The sequence below is a fragment of the Brevibacterium sp. FME17 genome (assembly GCF_014897515.1).
In the GTDB taxonomy this organism is placed as follows: domain Bacteria; phylum Actinomycetota; class Actinomycetes; order Actinomycetales; family Brevibacteriaceae; genus Brevibacterium.
Map to the genome: position 1 here is coordinate 119,277 of NZ_JABUYD010000010.1, position 14,676 is coordinate 133,952.

Sequence of the window (14,676 nt, forward strand, 5' to 3'; positions counted from 1 at the left end):
CGTAGAAGAAACCTAGATGTTTCACGGTGTGCCAGCACCTATTATGTGAAGTTTCTCGTTAGGGTCGAATTGTGCCAGATTCCGTTGTTGACGATCAGTTCCCAGAACTCGACGATGTCTACGTCGAGTGGAAACAGCAGGCTGCCCACCTGGGTGGTCGCGACACCATGCTCCATTTCCGGGATTCGCGTGATGGCAGCATTGATCTTTCCGGAGCTCACCCGTCTGGTCTAGCCCAGCTTCTGGCCGGTCGGGCCACCCGGCTCTCCAGCCTGGTCCGCGACCATGAGGTCCTCGCCGACGCACGCCGTCGTGCGAAATCGATCCGGTCGAAGGCAGAGCAGCTCGACAATGAACGCGGAATTCAGGCTGCGCACTTGGCGATCGGCTTCGCCTCGTGGACGGAAAAAGACTCCAAGTACAAGTTCAACGCCCCCGTCGTGATGCGCCATGTCACGCTTGTTCCCCGCGGCTCCCGCGTCGAGGACTTCGAGATCGTGCTGGGCGACGGGATCATGATCAACCCTGCCCTGGTCCAGCACCTGTCCGAGGTCTATGACCTCGATGTTCCCGTCGACGAATGGGTCGACGCGACAGGCGGACCGCACGGCTTCGATCCGGGGCCAGCTCTCGACCGTCTCCGCGACCTCGCACAGTCGGTGCCCGGATTGCGCATCAACCATCGCTTCGTCGTATCAACGTTCGCGAACATTGCGAGCCCATTCACCACTGACTACCTGCCCACACAGCACCCGATCCTCAGAGCTCTCGCCGGAGACGAAGACGTCCGGCGTGTGCTCGGCGGCCCTTCCTACTCTCCGGCTCCGCGGCAGCCCGCGCGCCAGGAAGACGCATCTGGTGCCGATGGGCAGGTTTCTGATAAGCAGGCTGCCGACGAACTGAACAGCTCTGAGCTGAACGCCGATGTTGACGGCGACGAGTTCTCTCAGCCGACGGTGCCGATCACCGACGGCTCACTGCCCGGGGACTCCAAGCCCCTGCCCGACGACTCCGCAGAAGAGACCTCAGTAGGCGGTGCTGCCAGCGATAGCAGCGCGCAGTCGGATCAGAACACCGACGACGCTGCCACCATCGGCAAAGAGAAGACCACGTCGGGTGCCGCTGACGGCAAGGAATCAGACTCCGTAACGTCAGACACCACATCGTCAGCGGCAGAGGCTGACGCTCCTGCCTCCAAGGCCCCAGAATTTCAGAGTTCAGAGTCCGCAGCGGACACGGACAGCTCCGCAGACCCGGAAGCTGTCGACTCCGACGAAGACGATGTCGTTCCTGCCGCGCTCAAGGAACCCGTCACCCCTCTCCCTGATCGCAAACCTCAGGAAGAGTTCCTCGTCATCGATGTTGACGGTGACCAGCAGGCCGTCGTCGACGCGACCGTGTCAGGGCAATCCGTCGTCGTCGACACCCCTCCCGGCACTGGTGCCACCCAGGTCGCCGTCGCTGTGGCCACAACCCTGGCCCACACAGGCAAGAGCGTGCTTTTCCTGGCACAGACCGCTGACGCGCTCGACGACTTCTCCTCCCGCCTCGGCGAGGTTGGACTCTCGGAATTCGCAGTCGACACTCGCCAGGGCACCGGCGGGATTCGGGACCAGCTCGTCGGTCTCATCGGTTCGGCTGAAAAGGCTGAACGGCCCGACCTGACCGGGCTGCTCAACGAACTCAACGAACAGCGCGAGATTCTGAACGAACATGTCTCCTCACTGCACCGTCGGCGTGAACCCTGGGACGTTTCCGTCTACGAGACGATGCAGCACCTGGCGGAGCTGACCTCCGGCGACGATTCTCCGCAGACACCTGTGCGATTCGGTGAAGATCTCCTCGAATCCAGCGACGACCGTCGCGAGGCACTGCGTGGAAAGCTCAGCGAGCTGGCCTCGTTGGGAGCCTTCACCCTCGACGTAGAGGACACCGTCTGGTTCGGAGCGGACCTCAAATCCGTCGAAGAGGCCGAGGCCGCACGAACCGTCGCCGAACGTCTTGGTCGAACCATCCCTGATCTGGTCAAGGCCGTCGAACCGGTCCTGTCCAAAGCCAAGCTGAACCCCCGCCGCAACCTCAACGACTGGTCGCGTGCGATCAAGGTGCTGCTACGGGTGCGCACGACCCTCGACAACTTCGCCCCTGACATCTACGACCACCGACTCGACGATCTCATTGCCGCGACGGGAACCGCAGAATACCGTTCCGAGGTCGGCGTTGAGATGGGCATGCTTCAGCGCAAGCGCCAGAAGAAGTCTGCAAACGAGTTCCTGCGTCCCGGCGCCAATGTCACGGACCTGCACTCGTCGCTGATCGATGTCCGGTCCCAGCGCATCGTGCTCCAGGACCTCGCCGGTCATGACGGTCGTCCGCAGATCCCACGCGGTGTCCTCGAAGCTGATGAGATCTTGCAAGAGGTTGAGGCCGACATTGCCAAGATCGCACCTATTCTCGAGACCACCCCCGATGGCGGCGAACTGGGCTCAATGCTCATCGAAGAGCTGCAGGCACGGACCGAAGCCATGGGACGTGACTCGGAGAACCTCGCCGAACTACCCGAGCGCTCTCGTATTCAGCGCGAGCTGACTGACGAGGGCCTGTCTGATCTGCTCACCGATCTGCGTCGTCGCAAGGTCGACACCACGCTCGTAGGACCGGAGTTCGACCTGGCCTACTGGGCATCGGTCCTGCAGCGGATGGCCAGCGAGGATCCACAGGTGGGCCGTCACGATGGTGCCGCACTGCACCAAGTGGCCGAAGGCTTCGCCGAAAACGACCGTGCCTTCGTCGCTGCCGGCGCAGGTCGACTGCGATACAACCATGCGCAGGCTTGGAAGCGTGGCATCGACAACGACCCGATCTCCGCCGGAGTCATCAAGCAGGAACTGCTCTCCCCGCACACCTCTGTGCAGACCATGTCCACGCGTGCTCCCGAGCTGCTGACGACCCTTGCCCCGGTCTGGATGGCCAGTCCGTACACGGTGCCGGAACTGTTCTCGGCTCTGCCGCTCTTCGACGCTGTCGTCATCGCCGATGCGGGCCGTCTTTCGGTCCCTGACGTGGTTCCAGCCATCACCCGTGCCAGGCAGGTCGTCTCGCTTGGAGATTCCCGACTGCTCGGTCCACGACCTTTCTCGATCGCCGTCGATCGTTGGGGAATGGATGATGGGAATCATCCGAGCTCAGTCCAGGAGCACCTCGGCGAGTTCCTGCCTCGAATGGAACTGTCGAACTCCTACCGCCAGTCACCGGTCGGGCTCATCGATCTGGCGAATCGGCACTTCTACGATTCGACGATCACGACGATGCCGACCGCACACACCGGCGAAGGCACCGGACTCGAGTTCTCCTACGTGGCAGACGGCAGAGGCCCGACGGACATCGGCACGGGTCGTGTCGAGAGTCCTGACGCTGAGGTCAAACGGGTCGTCGAACTCGTACTCAGGCACGCACGAAACCGTTCGCGGGAGTCCTTGGCCGTCGTTGCACTCACCGCGCATCACGCTCAGCGCGTCGCCACTGCGATCGGACGGGCGATGAAGGATCTGCCCTATGTTGCAGCATTCTTCAACGATTCGAGCAAGGAACCCTTCGTGGTCACCGATGCCGAACGTGTGCAGGGGATGTCCCGCGATGCCGTGATCTTCACCTTCGGTTTCGGCCGGACCGTCCACGGTCGAGTCATCCACGACTTCGGCGCGCTGTCCGGTCCCGACGGGGAGCGGATCCTCGCGGCCACAATGACACGGGCGCGCAAACGACTCACCGTGGTCTCGAGCATCGAATCCGATGACTTCGACACGAACAAGCTCTCCGGGGGAGCGGTCCTGCTCCCACGCCTGCTCGACGAAGTGGCCACCGGTGGTGTCCGACAGCCGGGCCCACACGGTGAGATCTACGATCCGCTCTTCAACGACATCGCCGATCGTCTGCTGCAGCTCGGCGTCGTCGCTCACGAACATTACAACGGCATCGATCTGGCCGTGGCGAACTCGACCGAGGACGAGCATGGAATGATCATCGCCGTCGCCGGAGACGGACCCGAATACGCTTCGGTGCGCAGCCTGCGCCAGCGTGACCGCGTCGTGCCCGAACAGTTGGCTCGTCGCGGGTGGAAGTTCATGCGCATGTGGTCCACCGATGCCTTCGTCGATCCTCAGTCAGAGACCGAGAAGATCTTCGATGCGTGGAAGTCCACGGTCGAGAAGATGAGCCCGCAGGCCGTCCTCAACGCGGCTCGTGCCGCCTCGGTCGTCGTCGGCCGCACCGGCAGCCGGCCCAAGCTGGTGCCGGGGCTGCCCATGCACAAATACTCGGACTCGGGTCTTGACGCAATGATCGACTGGGTTCAGTCCGATGCTGTCGTGCGCGGGGATGGCGAGATCAAGGATCTGCTCCGCACGGCACTGGCCCAGAAGGGCAGCTCCGGTCGCGGAGACTCCCAGCTGCAGGCGGCCGTGGACCGTTATCGTCAACGGCATGCACAGGCCAAACGCGTCACCGGCGCCGAGGTTCTGGTTCCCGAAGCAGATCAGCACAGCCCCATGGAGGACGAGGTCGTACCCACGTTCGACACGGGAAAGATCAGGGCTGACGAGCTGCGTCAGGCGGGTCTGATCGAGACCGCGAGCAATGACCAGGTGCCCAGCTCGGATGAACCGGAGACACCTGACGCGGCACGGGCGGACCAGGCCGGAACGTCCGAGCCCACCAGGGTTGTGCAGGATACGGTTTCCGCTGAGCAGGAAACGGCCTCAGGTGAGCAGGAGACAGTCGCCAGCGAGCAGGAGGCCGCGACGAAACGCCCGAGCGCGGCCGATGTCGAGCCCCGCACGGATCCACTGCACAGCGATGAGTGAAGACAGCCTCGGCGAACAACCGCCCGAGGGCGAGCACGCACATGACCCAGAACCCGCTGAAGGTGCAGCCGGTCAGGTGCCTGCTGAAGAGCATGAGACGGACCAGCAGAAGAAGGCGCGTCTGGACACGGCACTGCGGAAGTACCGGGCCACGCTGCGCAATGAGGCAGAGACCGGCAAAGGAGGCTTCAGCGCGGACTACTACAGATCGCAGAAGCCCCCGCACTGGTGACCGGTACTCAATGACTCGTCAGTTGTAGAGGTAGTGAGCGACTGAACCGAACGCTCACCAACAGAGCTGAACGCTTACCGACTAGGCCGAACGCCCACCGACTGAACCCGAGCGATACCGGTTGAGCTTGAGAACGACGAAGGCCCGCTTCCCCAAAGTGGAAACGGGCCTTTGCCGCACTCGCGCTAATCAGTGGCGTGGGGGCTCCGTCGGTTCGGTGTCGTCGAATGGACCGGCCGTGCTGGCTGGACCTTCGGCAGGACCACCAGCGGTGGTGGCCGCCTGTGTCCGGAGGATTTCGCGGATATCGCCGAGCAGATCCTCGGTGGTCGGAGGAACTTCTTCCTCCGGGGCTCCGCGCTTGCGCAGCTCGTTGAGCTTGTTCATCGGGACGATGATGATGAAGTAGACGACGGCGGCGACGATCAGGAAGTTGATCGCGGCCGTGAGCACAGCGCCCAGATCAATTGTCGTCTCTTCGACGCCCGCCTTAACCCTGAAGGCCAGTGCCGGCCCTTCTGCGCCACCGACGGCGGCGATCAGCGGGTTGATGACCTTATCGGAGAAAGCCGTAACGATCCCTGTGAAGGCGCCGCCGATGATGACTGCGGTTGCGAGTTCGACGACATTCCCCTGGAGAATGAAGTCTCTGAAACCTTTAAGCATTAGAGGCACCCTTTCGGCGTATATGAAAACAATAATGCGGAGTGAACCACTTCTATTACGATGACATGATACACACGGGTAACTCGTCTACACGCGGTAGACATGCGATCTTTCTGCCACGAAGAAATCCCGGTTCGCCGGGTCTGAGTCGCGTGGTGAAGACCGCCGCTGAGTCAGCATGCAGCCCACGTGAGGGCCGCGCGGCGTGGTTGGTGATCCAGCGCTGATTCAGCGGGGCAGGATTGCGAAGCTGATCGGCATCCCTGCGAATTCTGCGATCCGTTCAGCATCGCTCGATGACAATATCACCGAGACAAGCTGCCCTGATTCAGCAGAAATGCCGTCACTCTGGTCGACCAATCGGGCTATTGTCACTTCCTTCACCACTACGTCAGAACCCCCATCGGGGAGTGAGCTGAACAGGCGGATTCGCTGCCCCGGCTCCAGGAGCGCTGCCGAAGAGTCATCGGCCAAGCGCACGGGCATGAGGAGATCGGTACTGTCCTCTGGCAACGCCTGCTGGTCGAGGACCGCCGACTGAGTCACGGGTGACCCCTTGGACAAGCCTGCAGAGGTGCGCTTGTGATCGGCGTCCGAGATCGAAGTGAAGGCCTTGTCAGGGACGAGCCGCGTCGGAAATTCGACAACGGTCAGGTCCTGCGAGCGCAGCTCAGACCCCGGAGGCAGATTCCTGTTGGCGACGACGACGGCGGTTCCGCCCTGATCCGGGGTGAGGATCCAGACGACGAGCGCACATGCACACGCGAAGCAGACGGCGGCGACGACCCGCTGTGGTTTGATCCGTGAGGACCTCGACCACGTCGAGACTCGGTCTTTGATGCGGCGCATGATTCCCATGCCTATGAGCGTGCTGGTGCTCAGAGGCTGGGATCAAGGGAACAGACAAGGCCTGTGGACAGCTGATCTGTGTCCACAGGCGAAACGCACATGAGTGGGCGGTCAATCCACACGACCTCCGGCGAGACCGGAGGCGACCTGGACGGTGGAATCAGTTGGCGGAAGCGCTGCTGGCCGCCGGGGCACTCTTGGCCGGTGAGCTGGACGTCGACGAGGACGAATCCGATGAGCTCGACGATTCCTTTGCCGAACTGGATGAGCCTGATGAGTCCGAAGAGCTGGACGAACTCGACGAATCGGAATTCGAGGAAGAGGAGACTGTGCTCGAATTGCTCGCGCGGGAGTCAGTGGCGTAGAAGCCGGAACCCTTGAAGCTGATCCCCACCGTGCCGAAGACCTTCTTCAGGCGTCCCTGGCACTCGGGGCAGATCGTGAGCGAGTCATCGCTGAAGTCTTGGTGAATATCAAAAGCATGACCACAGCTCTTGCAGGCGTAGGCGTAAACGGGCATTCGAGACCTTTCTTCGACGAGAAGATTATAGTCCACCGCGCTCACCCGCGAGTAACGCATGGGGTGAGGAGCCCAAGCGACCGGAATCTTGTCCACAGGCTCGTACACGCAAGTGGGCATCTGCGGCCCACACTCCAGCGTCTGCGGACCCCCACACCTGCGTCTCGGTTCAGTCGAAGGAGTGGACGCCATGATCGGTCACGGCACTGGTGATCTGCAGGTCCCAGGCTTCAACGGCAAGTCCGGGCAGACCGAGCTCGGTCGAGAAGCAGACCCCGAAGACCCAGCCCATGCGGTCTTCCCTCTCCATAGGCACCTCGCCGTGCGGGCCGAACGTGCGGTCATAGAAACCGCCGCCATTTCCCAAACGTGCGCCCTCGGGGCCGAACCCGAGGGCGGGGACGAACATAATGTCGGGGGCCACCTCGGCGAGGAGGTCAACGGCGGACAACGCGGGTGAGGGTTCACGAATTCCCCATTTCCCACGAGGCTCGAGGGTTGCCATGGATTCGGTGACAGCACCGAACATGAGTGGCTGACCGACGGTGGTGACAACGGGAAGGTAGACGGTTCCGCCATGGGCGAGGAACCGGTCGACAACCGGATCCATATCGGGTTCGCCGGCCAATGCGGCATAGGCGAGCATCGAACGTCCGTTGAGATCCAGATCTGGCCACAGGCTCTCGACCAGTGCCCAGGCGGACTCGGCCACCGAGGGCTCAGCCTCAACGCCTCGCGACTCGGGGGCCGTCGCGGCCCGAGCGGCGCGTTCGTAACGTATGCGTGCACGCAATTGCGCCTTTGAAGTTTCTGCATCCACGCCCATAAGCCTAATCGGAATCACTTCCAGTGGTTAAGATGAACGACATGAGTGATGAAACGCAGCGCACAGTGCGCAAGGCCGTGATCCCCGTGGCCGGTCTGGGCACCCGCTTCCTCCCCGCCACCAAGGCAACTCCCAAGGAGATGCTGCCCGTCGTTGACAAACCGGCCATCCAATACGTCGTCGAAGAAGCCGCCGATGCCGGGCTCCAGGACCTCCTCATGATCACCGGGCGCAACAAGCGACCCCTGGAGGACCACTTCGACCGTGTCGACGGGCTTGAAGCCGCACTGGCGAAGAAAGGCGATGACAAGAAGCTCGCCGCGGTTCGTCACGCCTCCGAGCTTGCCGACATCCACTATGTGCGCCAAGGTGATCCGAAGGGCCTGGGCCACGCGGTGCTCAAGGGCCGCCAGCATGTGGGCCAGGAGCCGTTCGCGGTTCTGCTCGGTGATGACCTCATCGACGAACGCAGCCCGATTCTGCCGAAGATGATCGAGGTTGCGGAGAAGACCGGCGGCAGCGTCGTCGCGCTCATGGAAGTCCCGCCCGAGGCGATCCACCTCTACGGCTGCGCAGCCGTCGAGCCCACCTCCGATGACGAGGTCGTCAAAGTCACCGGTCTGGTCGAGAAGCCAGAACAGGGTGAAGCCCCATCGAATCTGGCCATCATCGGCCGTTATGTCCTCGCGCCGGAGATCTTCGACGTCCTGGAGACCACCGAACCGGGCCGGGGCAACGAAATCCAGCTCACCGACGCCCTCCAGGTCCTCGCTGAACAGGATGGCGGCAATGGGGTCTACGGAGTCGTGTTCAAGGGCGCCCGCTATGACACGGGTGACAAGCTCGATTACCTCAAAGCTGTCGTGCAGATCGCCAGCGCCCGCGAGGATCTGGGCGCTGACCTCAACAGCTGGCTCAAGGAATACGTGGCAACGCTTCCCTGATCGCCCGTGGCAATGCCCCAGCCGTTGGCATCACCGCACCAGATGACATTCCTGATTGAGCACTCGAGAGCGGAGGCCGCCCTTTGTGGCCAGTCATACTGACTGATCAGCAGTCCGACATCGTGCTGCGTCCGCTGCACCGGCACGACGAGAGCCAGTGGCGAGAGGTGCGTCGGTACAACCAGGATTGGCTCCGCCCCTGGGACGCGACGCTGCCGATTCCCGGCCAGCAGCTCCCGGGCTTTCGGGCCATGGTCCGCATGTATGACAAGCAGGCAAAGCGGGGGCAGTCGGTGCCGCTGGCGATCGAGGTCGGCGGTGAATTCCGAGGTCAGCTCACCGTTTCGAGCATCAGCTGGGGGTCCATCCTCAGCGGACAGATCGGCTATTGGATCGATTCGCGAGTCGCCGGCCGCGGCATCACTCCCATCGCTGTCGCCATGGCCGCCGACCACTGCCTCTTCGCGCTGGGGCTGCACCGCATCGAGATCAACATCCGGCCCGAGAACACTGCCAGCCTGCGCGTGGTCGAGAAGCTGGGTCTGCGGGATGAGGGGCTGCGCGAGAAGTACATGCACATCGACGGCAGATGGTGTGACCATCGCACTTTCGCCCTGGTCGCCGAGGAGGTTCCGCAGGGAATCCTCGCCGCCTACCGTCACAGCCTGAGAAAGATGTGAACTTAGCACCTGTTTGACCGACACACCACAGCCCTTCACGTCGTTGCTGATCCGGGCGCTCTAGGGTTGCAGTTGTGGACACCAGCATCATCGTCGTTATCGCCATCATCGTGGTCTTCGTCGTTGTTGTGCCCACAATGATCCGCAAATCAGCGACGGAGCTCTCCCGCGTCGAGATCGACACAGTCCCGGCAGAGGCACAGGTCATCGCCGCTGACCCTCAGATACCGGGCCACGATCACTCCGAACGGGCGAGAGTCTTCCACTCCTCAGCCACCATCGAACCGACCGTCCCGCGCCCCGACGTCGCCCCGATGGCCAGCGCCCCGACGCTCAGCCTCTCAGCGCGGACACCGGAGTTCGCCGTCATCGACGGGCATGCCGACACGAGTTCGACCGCGGACACGAATTCCACCATCGCCGAGGCGGATGAGCAGCACCAGCGCAGCTCCCTTCCCGTGGCCGTTGGTGAATCCCACTCCACTTATCTCGACAGCCTCAGTCACAGTGCACATGAGGCAGCCACCTCGGCGAGGACCGACAACATTCGGCTGGTGCACCCGGCAGTCCAGGCCGTGTTCAACCAGTCGCAGTCAGGCTCGAACGGCCACGGTTCGAACGGCCAGGGCTCGTCGAACGGCCGAGGTTCGGCAAGCACCAGCCACCTCGGCGAGCATTCCGGGACGATTCCGATCCGGCCGGGACAGGCTCATCCGCGATCGCGGCACAGCCGATCCGGTGAAGCCATCACCGCAGACACAGCAAAGACAAACAGGCGAGGTACACAGATTCCCAATCCGACTTTCGGAGCCGATGAGGACCATTCGATGACTGAGAAAGCAACGACACTGCGCGAGTCGATGAAATCACTGGGTGCGATGACGCGAGGATTCGCACTGGTATTCCTCGCCTCTGCCTTGGGCGTATTTGTAACAGGCGTGCTCGCGATGTTCTCGGTCGTCCATATCGCTCTGACCGGAGTGTTCCTCGGACTCGCGATCGTCTCCCTGGCCATCGTGCGCACACTCAACCTGCGCAAACGCGAGATCAAGGCTCGTCTCCGTGATCTCGACGCTCGGGCTGCGAAGGGTGCGAACACTGCATCGAAGACCACGACTGCAAAGACCACGAGCACCGCACCGACACCCGCCGCTTCGACGGCCACGGGTGCGAAGACTGCGGCTGCGAAGACAAGCGAGACACGTTCGGCAGGATCGACGAAGGCAGCCCGGGCGCGTGCCGTCATGCAGCGCAACGTGAGCGCAAAGCACATCAAGGGAGAAGCCGACACCGGCGAGATTCCGCTCGTGCGCATCCGCAACGAAGCTGCAGAGGGACACACCACTCGCCAGGTGCTGCTCACCGGACCGATCCCCATCGTTGAAGAAGCGGCGTCCGAGGACTCGCAATCACACGCTGCAGCCACGGACTCGGCTGAGACAGATCGCGTGGAGAATGACACCGCGGCCGAATCGACTCCGGGTGTGGACTCGGCCGCAGAAGTCGAGACGGCACCACAGGCCGAGGCTGAGACCGAGAATGTCGCTGCACCGGAAGAAGACGTCGTGGCGACCGCCTCGACTGTCGACACCGTCAAGGTCAATGATCCGTTCATGCAGCGACTGCAGGCACGTGGTGCCTGGTCACCGACACCACTGCCGGTGCCCAGCTATGTAGATGCCCCACAGGTCGAGCACCCGGTCTCTGAGTCGAAGGCGGCCGATGCCTCGTCTTATGAAACTCAGGCTCGCAGCCGTGAGGACATCGCGGCTCAGTTCGCCGCTGAACTCGGCTACCGCCCCGAACTCAGCGACTCCGCCCGTGACGACAGCCCCCTGGAACACGGTCGTAATGCGATTCGAACCAACAAAGCACCCGAGATGGGCGCCATCGACGACGTTCTGGCCCGCCGCCGCGCCTGACGTTTCAAGCTTGCAAGCTTGCAAGCTTTCAAGCTTCAAACCTCAAGGCGTCAAGCCTTCAGGACTGCGTCGCCGGCGATTCGGTTCAGTCGGTGCCGAAGACGAACCAGCAGATAGAGTCGCGTCGTCGCTGATCTAACAGGACCAGCTGGCGGACCTGGTTGGGCAGCTGGGATCTCTGCCAGTCGCGCTCAGTGCGTGCGGCCGCAGCGACCTCGGGGTGTGCACTGCGGGCGGCTTTGATGGCGTAGGCCGCTGCACCAAGATCGTGTTCGGCCACGTGAGCGACGCAGGCAGCCTGCCCGGCCGCATAGGCCGCGAACCTAGCTGCGCCCCGTAACGGACGGGCCGCACCCATGGCATGGCCCCCGGCGGCACGCGCCTGCATCATCGGCATGGTCCCTTCCGCCCAGGCACGTGCGGCAGTCACAGCATCACGTACTCGCATGTCCTCGGGAACCTGGACTTCGAAGAGGTGCAGGACGTGCTCGGCACAGTCTGCCGCCCATAGCGCCAGCAGTCGGTGATCGTCATCGCGCAGCGTTCCACCGTGCCTAATCGTCACCATCGACGGGTCGCGAACCTCAGGCAGAATCATGGCTGCTCGGTTGCCGCAGTCGGCTGCACGCGAAGCCGTGCATTTGGCTGGCAATCTATGCTCATGGTGCCCGATTGTAGCTGCGAAGCTCTCAACGCCGGTCCCAGCAGACTTCCACACGCAGAAGATGCGTATGCCATGCACTCATGCACGGCATACGCATCTTCTGTTGGTCTGTGGCGACGAGCCTGATGAGCAGGTTCAGGGCGAAATCAGGCGCGGGGCAGAGCCACGTACTTGACCTCGAGGAACTCTTCGATGCCCACGCTTCCGCCTTCGCGACCGAGTCCGGACTTCTTCACGCCACCGAAGGGTGCTGCGGGGTTGGAGACCAGGCCGGTGTTGAGGCCGACCATTCCGACCTGCATCTTGTCGGCCAGGTTCAGTGCACGCTCGACGTTCTCGCTGAACAGGTAGCCGGCCAGACCGAATTCGGTCTCATTGGCCAAGGCGATGCCCTCGTCGTCTGTGTCGAAGGTGACGATGGGGGCGACAGGTCCGAAGATCTCGGTGGTCCGGATCTCGGAGTCAAGAGGCACATCGGTAATGACGGTCGGATTGTAGAAGAAGCCCTTGCCTTCGATCGTTGACCCGCCGGTGAGGACCTTCGCACCCTTGGACACGGCGTCATCGACGAGGGCAGCGACCTTGTCCAGGGAGTCCTGATCGACCAGCGGCCCCACCTCTGTGCCCTCATCTAGACCGTTGCCGACCTTCATCGAGCCGATGCGCTCGGTCAGCTTCGCCGAGAACTCCTCAGCAACGGAGGAGTGGACGAACAGACGGTTCGCCGAGGTGCAGGCCTCACCGCCGTTGCGCATCTTCGCCTGGACCGCGCCGGTGACGGCCTTGTCGATGTCGGCGTCCTCGCAGACGACGAATGGAGCATTGCCGCCGAGCTCCATCGACGTCTTCATGACATTGTCGGCGGCCTGCTTGAGCAGGCCCACGCCAACCTCGGTGGATCCGGTGAAGGTCACCTTGCGGGCAATCCCGGACTCCATCCACGGGGTGACCACGCGGCGAGCGGATTCGGAGGTGACGACGTTGAGGACGCCATCGGGCAGACCGGCCTCGATGAGCACGTCGACGAGCATCAGAGAGGTCAGCGGGGTCAGCTTCGCTGGCTTGAAGACCATTGTGCAGCCGGCGGCGATGGCCGGGCCGATCTTGCGGGTGCCCATGGCCAGTGGGAAGTTCCACGGGGTGATGAGGATGCAGGGCCCGACCGGCTCACGGGAGACCATGACGCGGGTCTTGCCATCGGTGGACTGCGTGTATTCGCCGCCGACGCGCACGGCTTCCTCGGAGAACCAGCGGAAGAATTCGGCCCCATAGGTGACCTCGCCCTTGGACTCGGCGAAGGGCTTGCCCATCTCGGCGGTCATGACTGCTGCAATGTCATCGGAGCGTTCGATGAGAAGTTCGAAGGCACGGCGGAGGATCTCGGCGCGTTCGCGTGGCGGGGTAGCGGCCCATGATTCTTGGGTGTCACCGGCGACCTTGATGGCTTCCTCGGCATCGGCTGCAGACCCGTCGGCGACCGTGGTGATGAAGTCACCAGTTGCGGGGTTCATGACGTCAACCGTCTTTCCACCCTCGGCATCGCGCCACTGGCCATTGATGAATAGTCCGGTGTTGAGCTTGTCGATGATCGGCGTGATGTCCACGACTGATCCTTCCTTGGTTGTCGATAAGGCATAACTGCAGGTGGCCGATAGGCACGAAAGCGAGCAGTAGTGAACAGTGTAGTGGCGATATTCGATGCATGTAATACGAATTTCGTTGTCTGAAGCTAGCTGGACTGCGAGCTTCGAGGCATTGCCGATAGGCAAGCATGGACGAGAGCACTCGTCGCGACGAGTAGTCGGTTGTGCAAGGTGATGCCCCGAACCACCTCGATACAGATCTGGTCCCTGCTCAGGTCATCAGTGATCGGGGTGGTGTTCCTGCTGGCGGCCTCGGTCAGAGCCTGGATGTGGCGCATGATTGTGTCTCGTCCGACGGGATAGCCTGAGGTGCTCAACTCCTCGAGCACGCCTGCCATCGATGCCACTGCGGTCGGTGAGATGTCCGGCCAGCCCAGTTCCTGCAGAACGTCACGGATATCGTTCTCGATAGTTTTCGGTGCCGGTGCCGGTGCCGGTGCCGGTTCCGCTGCTGCCGTTGCCGTTGCAGGTTCAGGCTCGGAATGCGAGGATGAGCCGGCTGCGGACTTCGGGACATTGCTCGCCTCCAGTGCAAGTCTCTGGCAGATGCCCATCAGCTCGATGTTCTCCAGGGACTCGTCATCGATGGCCCGAGTCAGTGTGGCGATGGAGTCAATCGGCGAGCCGAGTTCTCGTCGCAGCCAGGTGATGAGCCCGAGGCGGTCGAGGTGAGCCTGGGAGTAATCCGCCGTGGTCGCATTGCGTTTGTGGCCAGGGCGCAGGATTCCGACGTGGATGTAGTACTTGATGCTGGCGGTCGAGACTCCGGATTCCTGGGCCAAGGCGCTGAGCTTCATTCGGGTCTCCAATCGGCTGAGATGGCAGTGCGGATGGCAACGTGAATAGCAGCTGACTTGGATAGCATTTC

General features: G+C 62.5%; 12 protein-coding genes and 1 pseudogene. 6 read left to right on the forward strand and 7 right to left on the reverse strand.

Going from position 1 to position 14,676, the window contains the following annotated elements:
* Positions 1 to 71: 71 nt before the first annotated feature.
* On the forward strand, positions 72 to 4,862 hold the full coding sequence (locus INT40_RS11065) for a DUF4011 domain-containing protein (protein WP_193071258.1): 4,791 nt from the start codon (positions 72 to 74) through the stop codon (positions 4,860 to 4,862).
* Entirely contained in the window at positions 4,855 to 5,094 is a 240-nt protein-coding gene (locus INT40_RS11070) for a hypothetical protein (protein ID WP_101574563.1), read from the forward strand. Before INT40_RS11065 ends, INT40_RS11070 begins: the two co-directional genes overlap by 8 nt.
* A gap of 189 nt (positions 5,095 to 5,283) precedes the next feature.
* Here the strand turns inward: INT40_RS11070 and mscL are convergent, their stop codons facing one another.
* Positions 5,284 to 5,760 carry a large conductance mechanosensitive channel protein MscL gene (gene mscL, locus INT40_RS11075; protein ID WP_193071259.1) on the reverse strand — a complete coding sequence of 159 codons (477 nt, stop codon included), beginning with the start codon at positions 5,758 to 5,760 and terminating at the stop codon, positions 5,284 to 5,286.
* 228 nt (positions 5,761 to 5,988) lie between these two features.
* Complete coding sequence (locus tag INT40_RS11080) at positions 5,989 to 6,618, reverse strand: SAF domain-containing protein (RefSeq protein WP_193071260.1); 630 nt, start codon at positions 6,616 to 6,618, stop codon at positions 5,989 to 5,991.
* Positions 6,619 to 6,773: 155 nt separating this feature from the next.
* Here INT40_RS11080 and INT40_RS21355 point away from each other — a divergent pair, with 155 nt between their 5' ends.
* The gene (locus INT40_RS21355) at positions 6,774 to 6,974 is read left to right on the forward strand and encodes a hypothetical protein (RefSeq protein ID WP_413463158.1); all 201 of its coding nucleotides are present in this window, start codon (positions 6,774 to 6,776) and stop codon (positions 6,972 to 6,974) included.
* 14 nt (positions 6,975 to 6,988) lie between these two features.
* Here the strand turns inward: INT40_RS21355 and INT40_RS21360 are convergent.
* Positions 6,989 to 7,321, reverse strand: a pseudogene (locus INT40_RS21360) (FmdB family zinc ribbon protein); the annotation flags it as partial.
* The gene (locus INT40_RS11090) at positions 7,299 to 7,955 is read right to left on the reverse strand and encodes a 5-formyltetrahydrofolate cyclo-ligase (RefSeq protein ID WP_193096073.1); all 657 of its coding nucleotides are present in this window, start codon (positions 7,953 to 7,955) and stop codon (positions 7,299 to 7,301) included. The pseudogene INT40_RS21360 and the gene INT40_RS11090, both read right to left, overlap by 23 nt.
* A gap of 41 nt (positions 7,956 to 7,996) precedes the next feature.
* Here INT40_RS11090 and galU point away from each other — a divergent pair, with 41 nt between their 5' ends.
* The 3 genes from galU (at position 7,997) to INT40_RS11105 (ending at position 11,501) form a co-directional block, all read left to right on the forward strand.
* Complete coding sequence (galU, locus tag INT40_RS11095; protein ID WP_193071263.1) at positions 7,997 to 8,899, forward strand: UTP--glucose-1-phosphate uridylyltransferase GalU; 903 nt, start codon at positions 7,997 to 7,999, stop codon at positions 8,897 to 8,899.
* An 83-nt stretch (positions 8,900 to 8,982) separates the two neighbouring features.
* The gene (locus tag INT40_RS11100) at positions 8,983 to 9,579 is read left to right on the forward strand and encodes a GNAT family N-acetyltransferase (protein ID WP_101574557.1); all 597 of its coding nucleotides are present in this window, start codon (positions 8,983 to 8,985) and stop codon (positions 9,577 to 9,579) included.
* Between the two features lie 74 nt (positions 9,580 to 9,653).
* Entirely contained in the window at positions 9,654 to 11,501 is a 1,848-nt protein-coding gene (locus INT40_RS11105) for a hypothetical protein (RefSeq protein WP_193096074.1), read from the forward strand.
* Positions 11,502 to 11,586: 85 nt separating this feature from the next.
* Here the strand turns inward: INT40_RS11105 and INT40_RS11110 are convergent, their stop codons facing one another.
* From INT40_RS11110 to INT40_RS11120, 3 genes are all read right to left on the reverse strand, one after another.
* Complete coding sequence (locus tag INT40_RS11110) at positions 11,587 to 12,099, reverse strand: putative immunity protein (RefSeq protein ID WP_193071291.1); 513 nt, start codon at positions 12,097 to 12,099, stop codon at positions 11,587 to 11,589.
* 212 nt (positions 12,100 to 12,311) lie between these two features.
* Positions 12,312 to 13,769, reverse strand: a complete 1,458-nt coding sequence (locus tag INT40_RS11115) for an NAD-dependent succinate-semialdehyde dehydrogenase (protein ID WP_193071265.1) — start codon at positions 13,767 to 13,769, stop codon at positions 12,312 to 12,314.
* A 125-nt stretch (positions 13,770 to 13,894) separates the two neighbouring features.
* Positions 13,895 to 14,605 carry a MerR family transcriptional regulator gene (locus INT40_RS11120; RefSeq protein WP_193071266.1) on the reverse strand — a complete coding sequence of 237 codons (711 nt, stop codon included), beginning with the start codon at positions 14,603 to 14,605 and terminating at the stop codon, positions 13,895 to 13,897.
* Between the last annotated feature and the right edge of the window lie 71 nt (positions 14,606 to 14,676).

What these genes read in the sequence shown, in the direction of transcription:
- INT40_RS11070 (WP_101574563.1), top strand. Translation starts at nt 4,855, where the DNA reads ATGAGTGAAGACAGCCTCGGCGAACAACCGCCCGAGGGCGAGCACGCA.
- mscL (WP_193071259.1), bottom strand. Translation starts at nt 5,760, where the DNA reads ATGCTTAAAGGTTTCAGAGACTTCATTCTCCAGGGGAATGTCGTCGAA.
- INT40_RS11080 (WP_193071260.1), bottom strand. Translation starts at nt 6,618, where the DNA reads ATGGGAATCATGCGCCGCATCAAAGACCGAGTCTCGACGTGGTCGAGG.
- INT40_RS11090 (WP_193096073.1), bottom strand. Translation starts at nt 7,955, where the DNA reads ATGGGCGTGGATGCAGAAACTTCAAAGGCGCAATTGCGTGCACGCATA.
- galU (WP_193071263.1), top strand. Translation starts at nt 7,997, where the DNA reads ATGAGTGATGAAACGCAGCGCACAGTGCGCAAGGCCGTGATCCCCGTG.
- INT40_RS11110 (WP_193071291.1), bottom strand. Translation starts at nt 12,099, where the DNA reads ATGATTCTGCCTGAGGTTCGCGACCCGTCGATGGTGACGATTAGGCAC.
- INT40_RS11120 (WP_193071266.1), bottom strand. Translation starts at nt 14,605, where the DNA reads ATGAAGCTCAGCGCCTTGGCCCAGGAATCCGGAGTCTCGACCGCCAGC.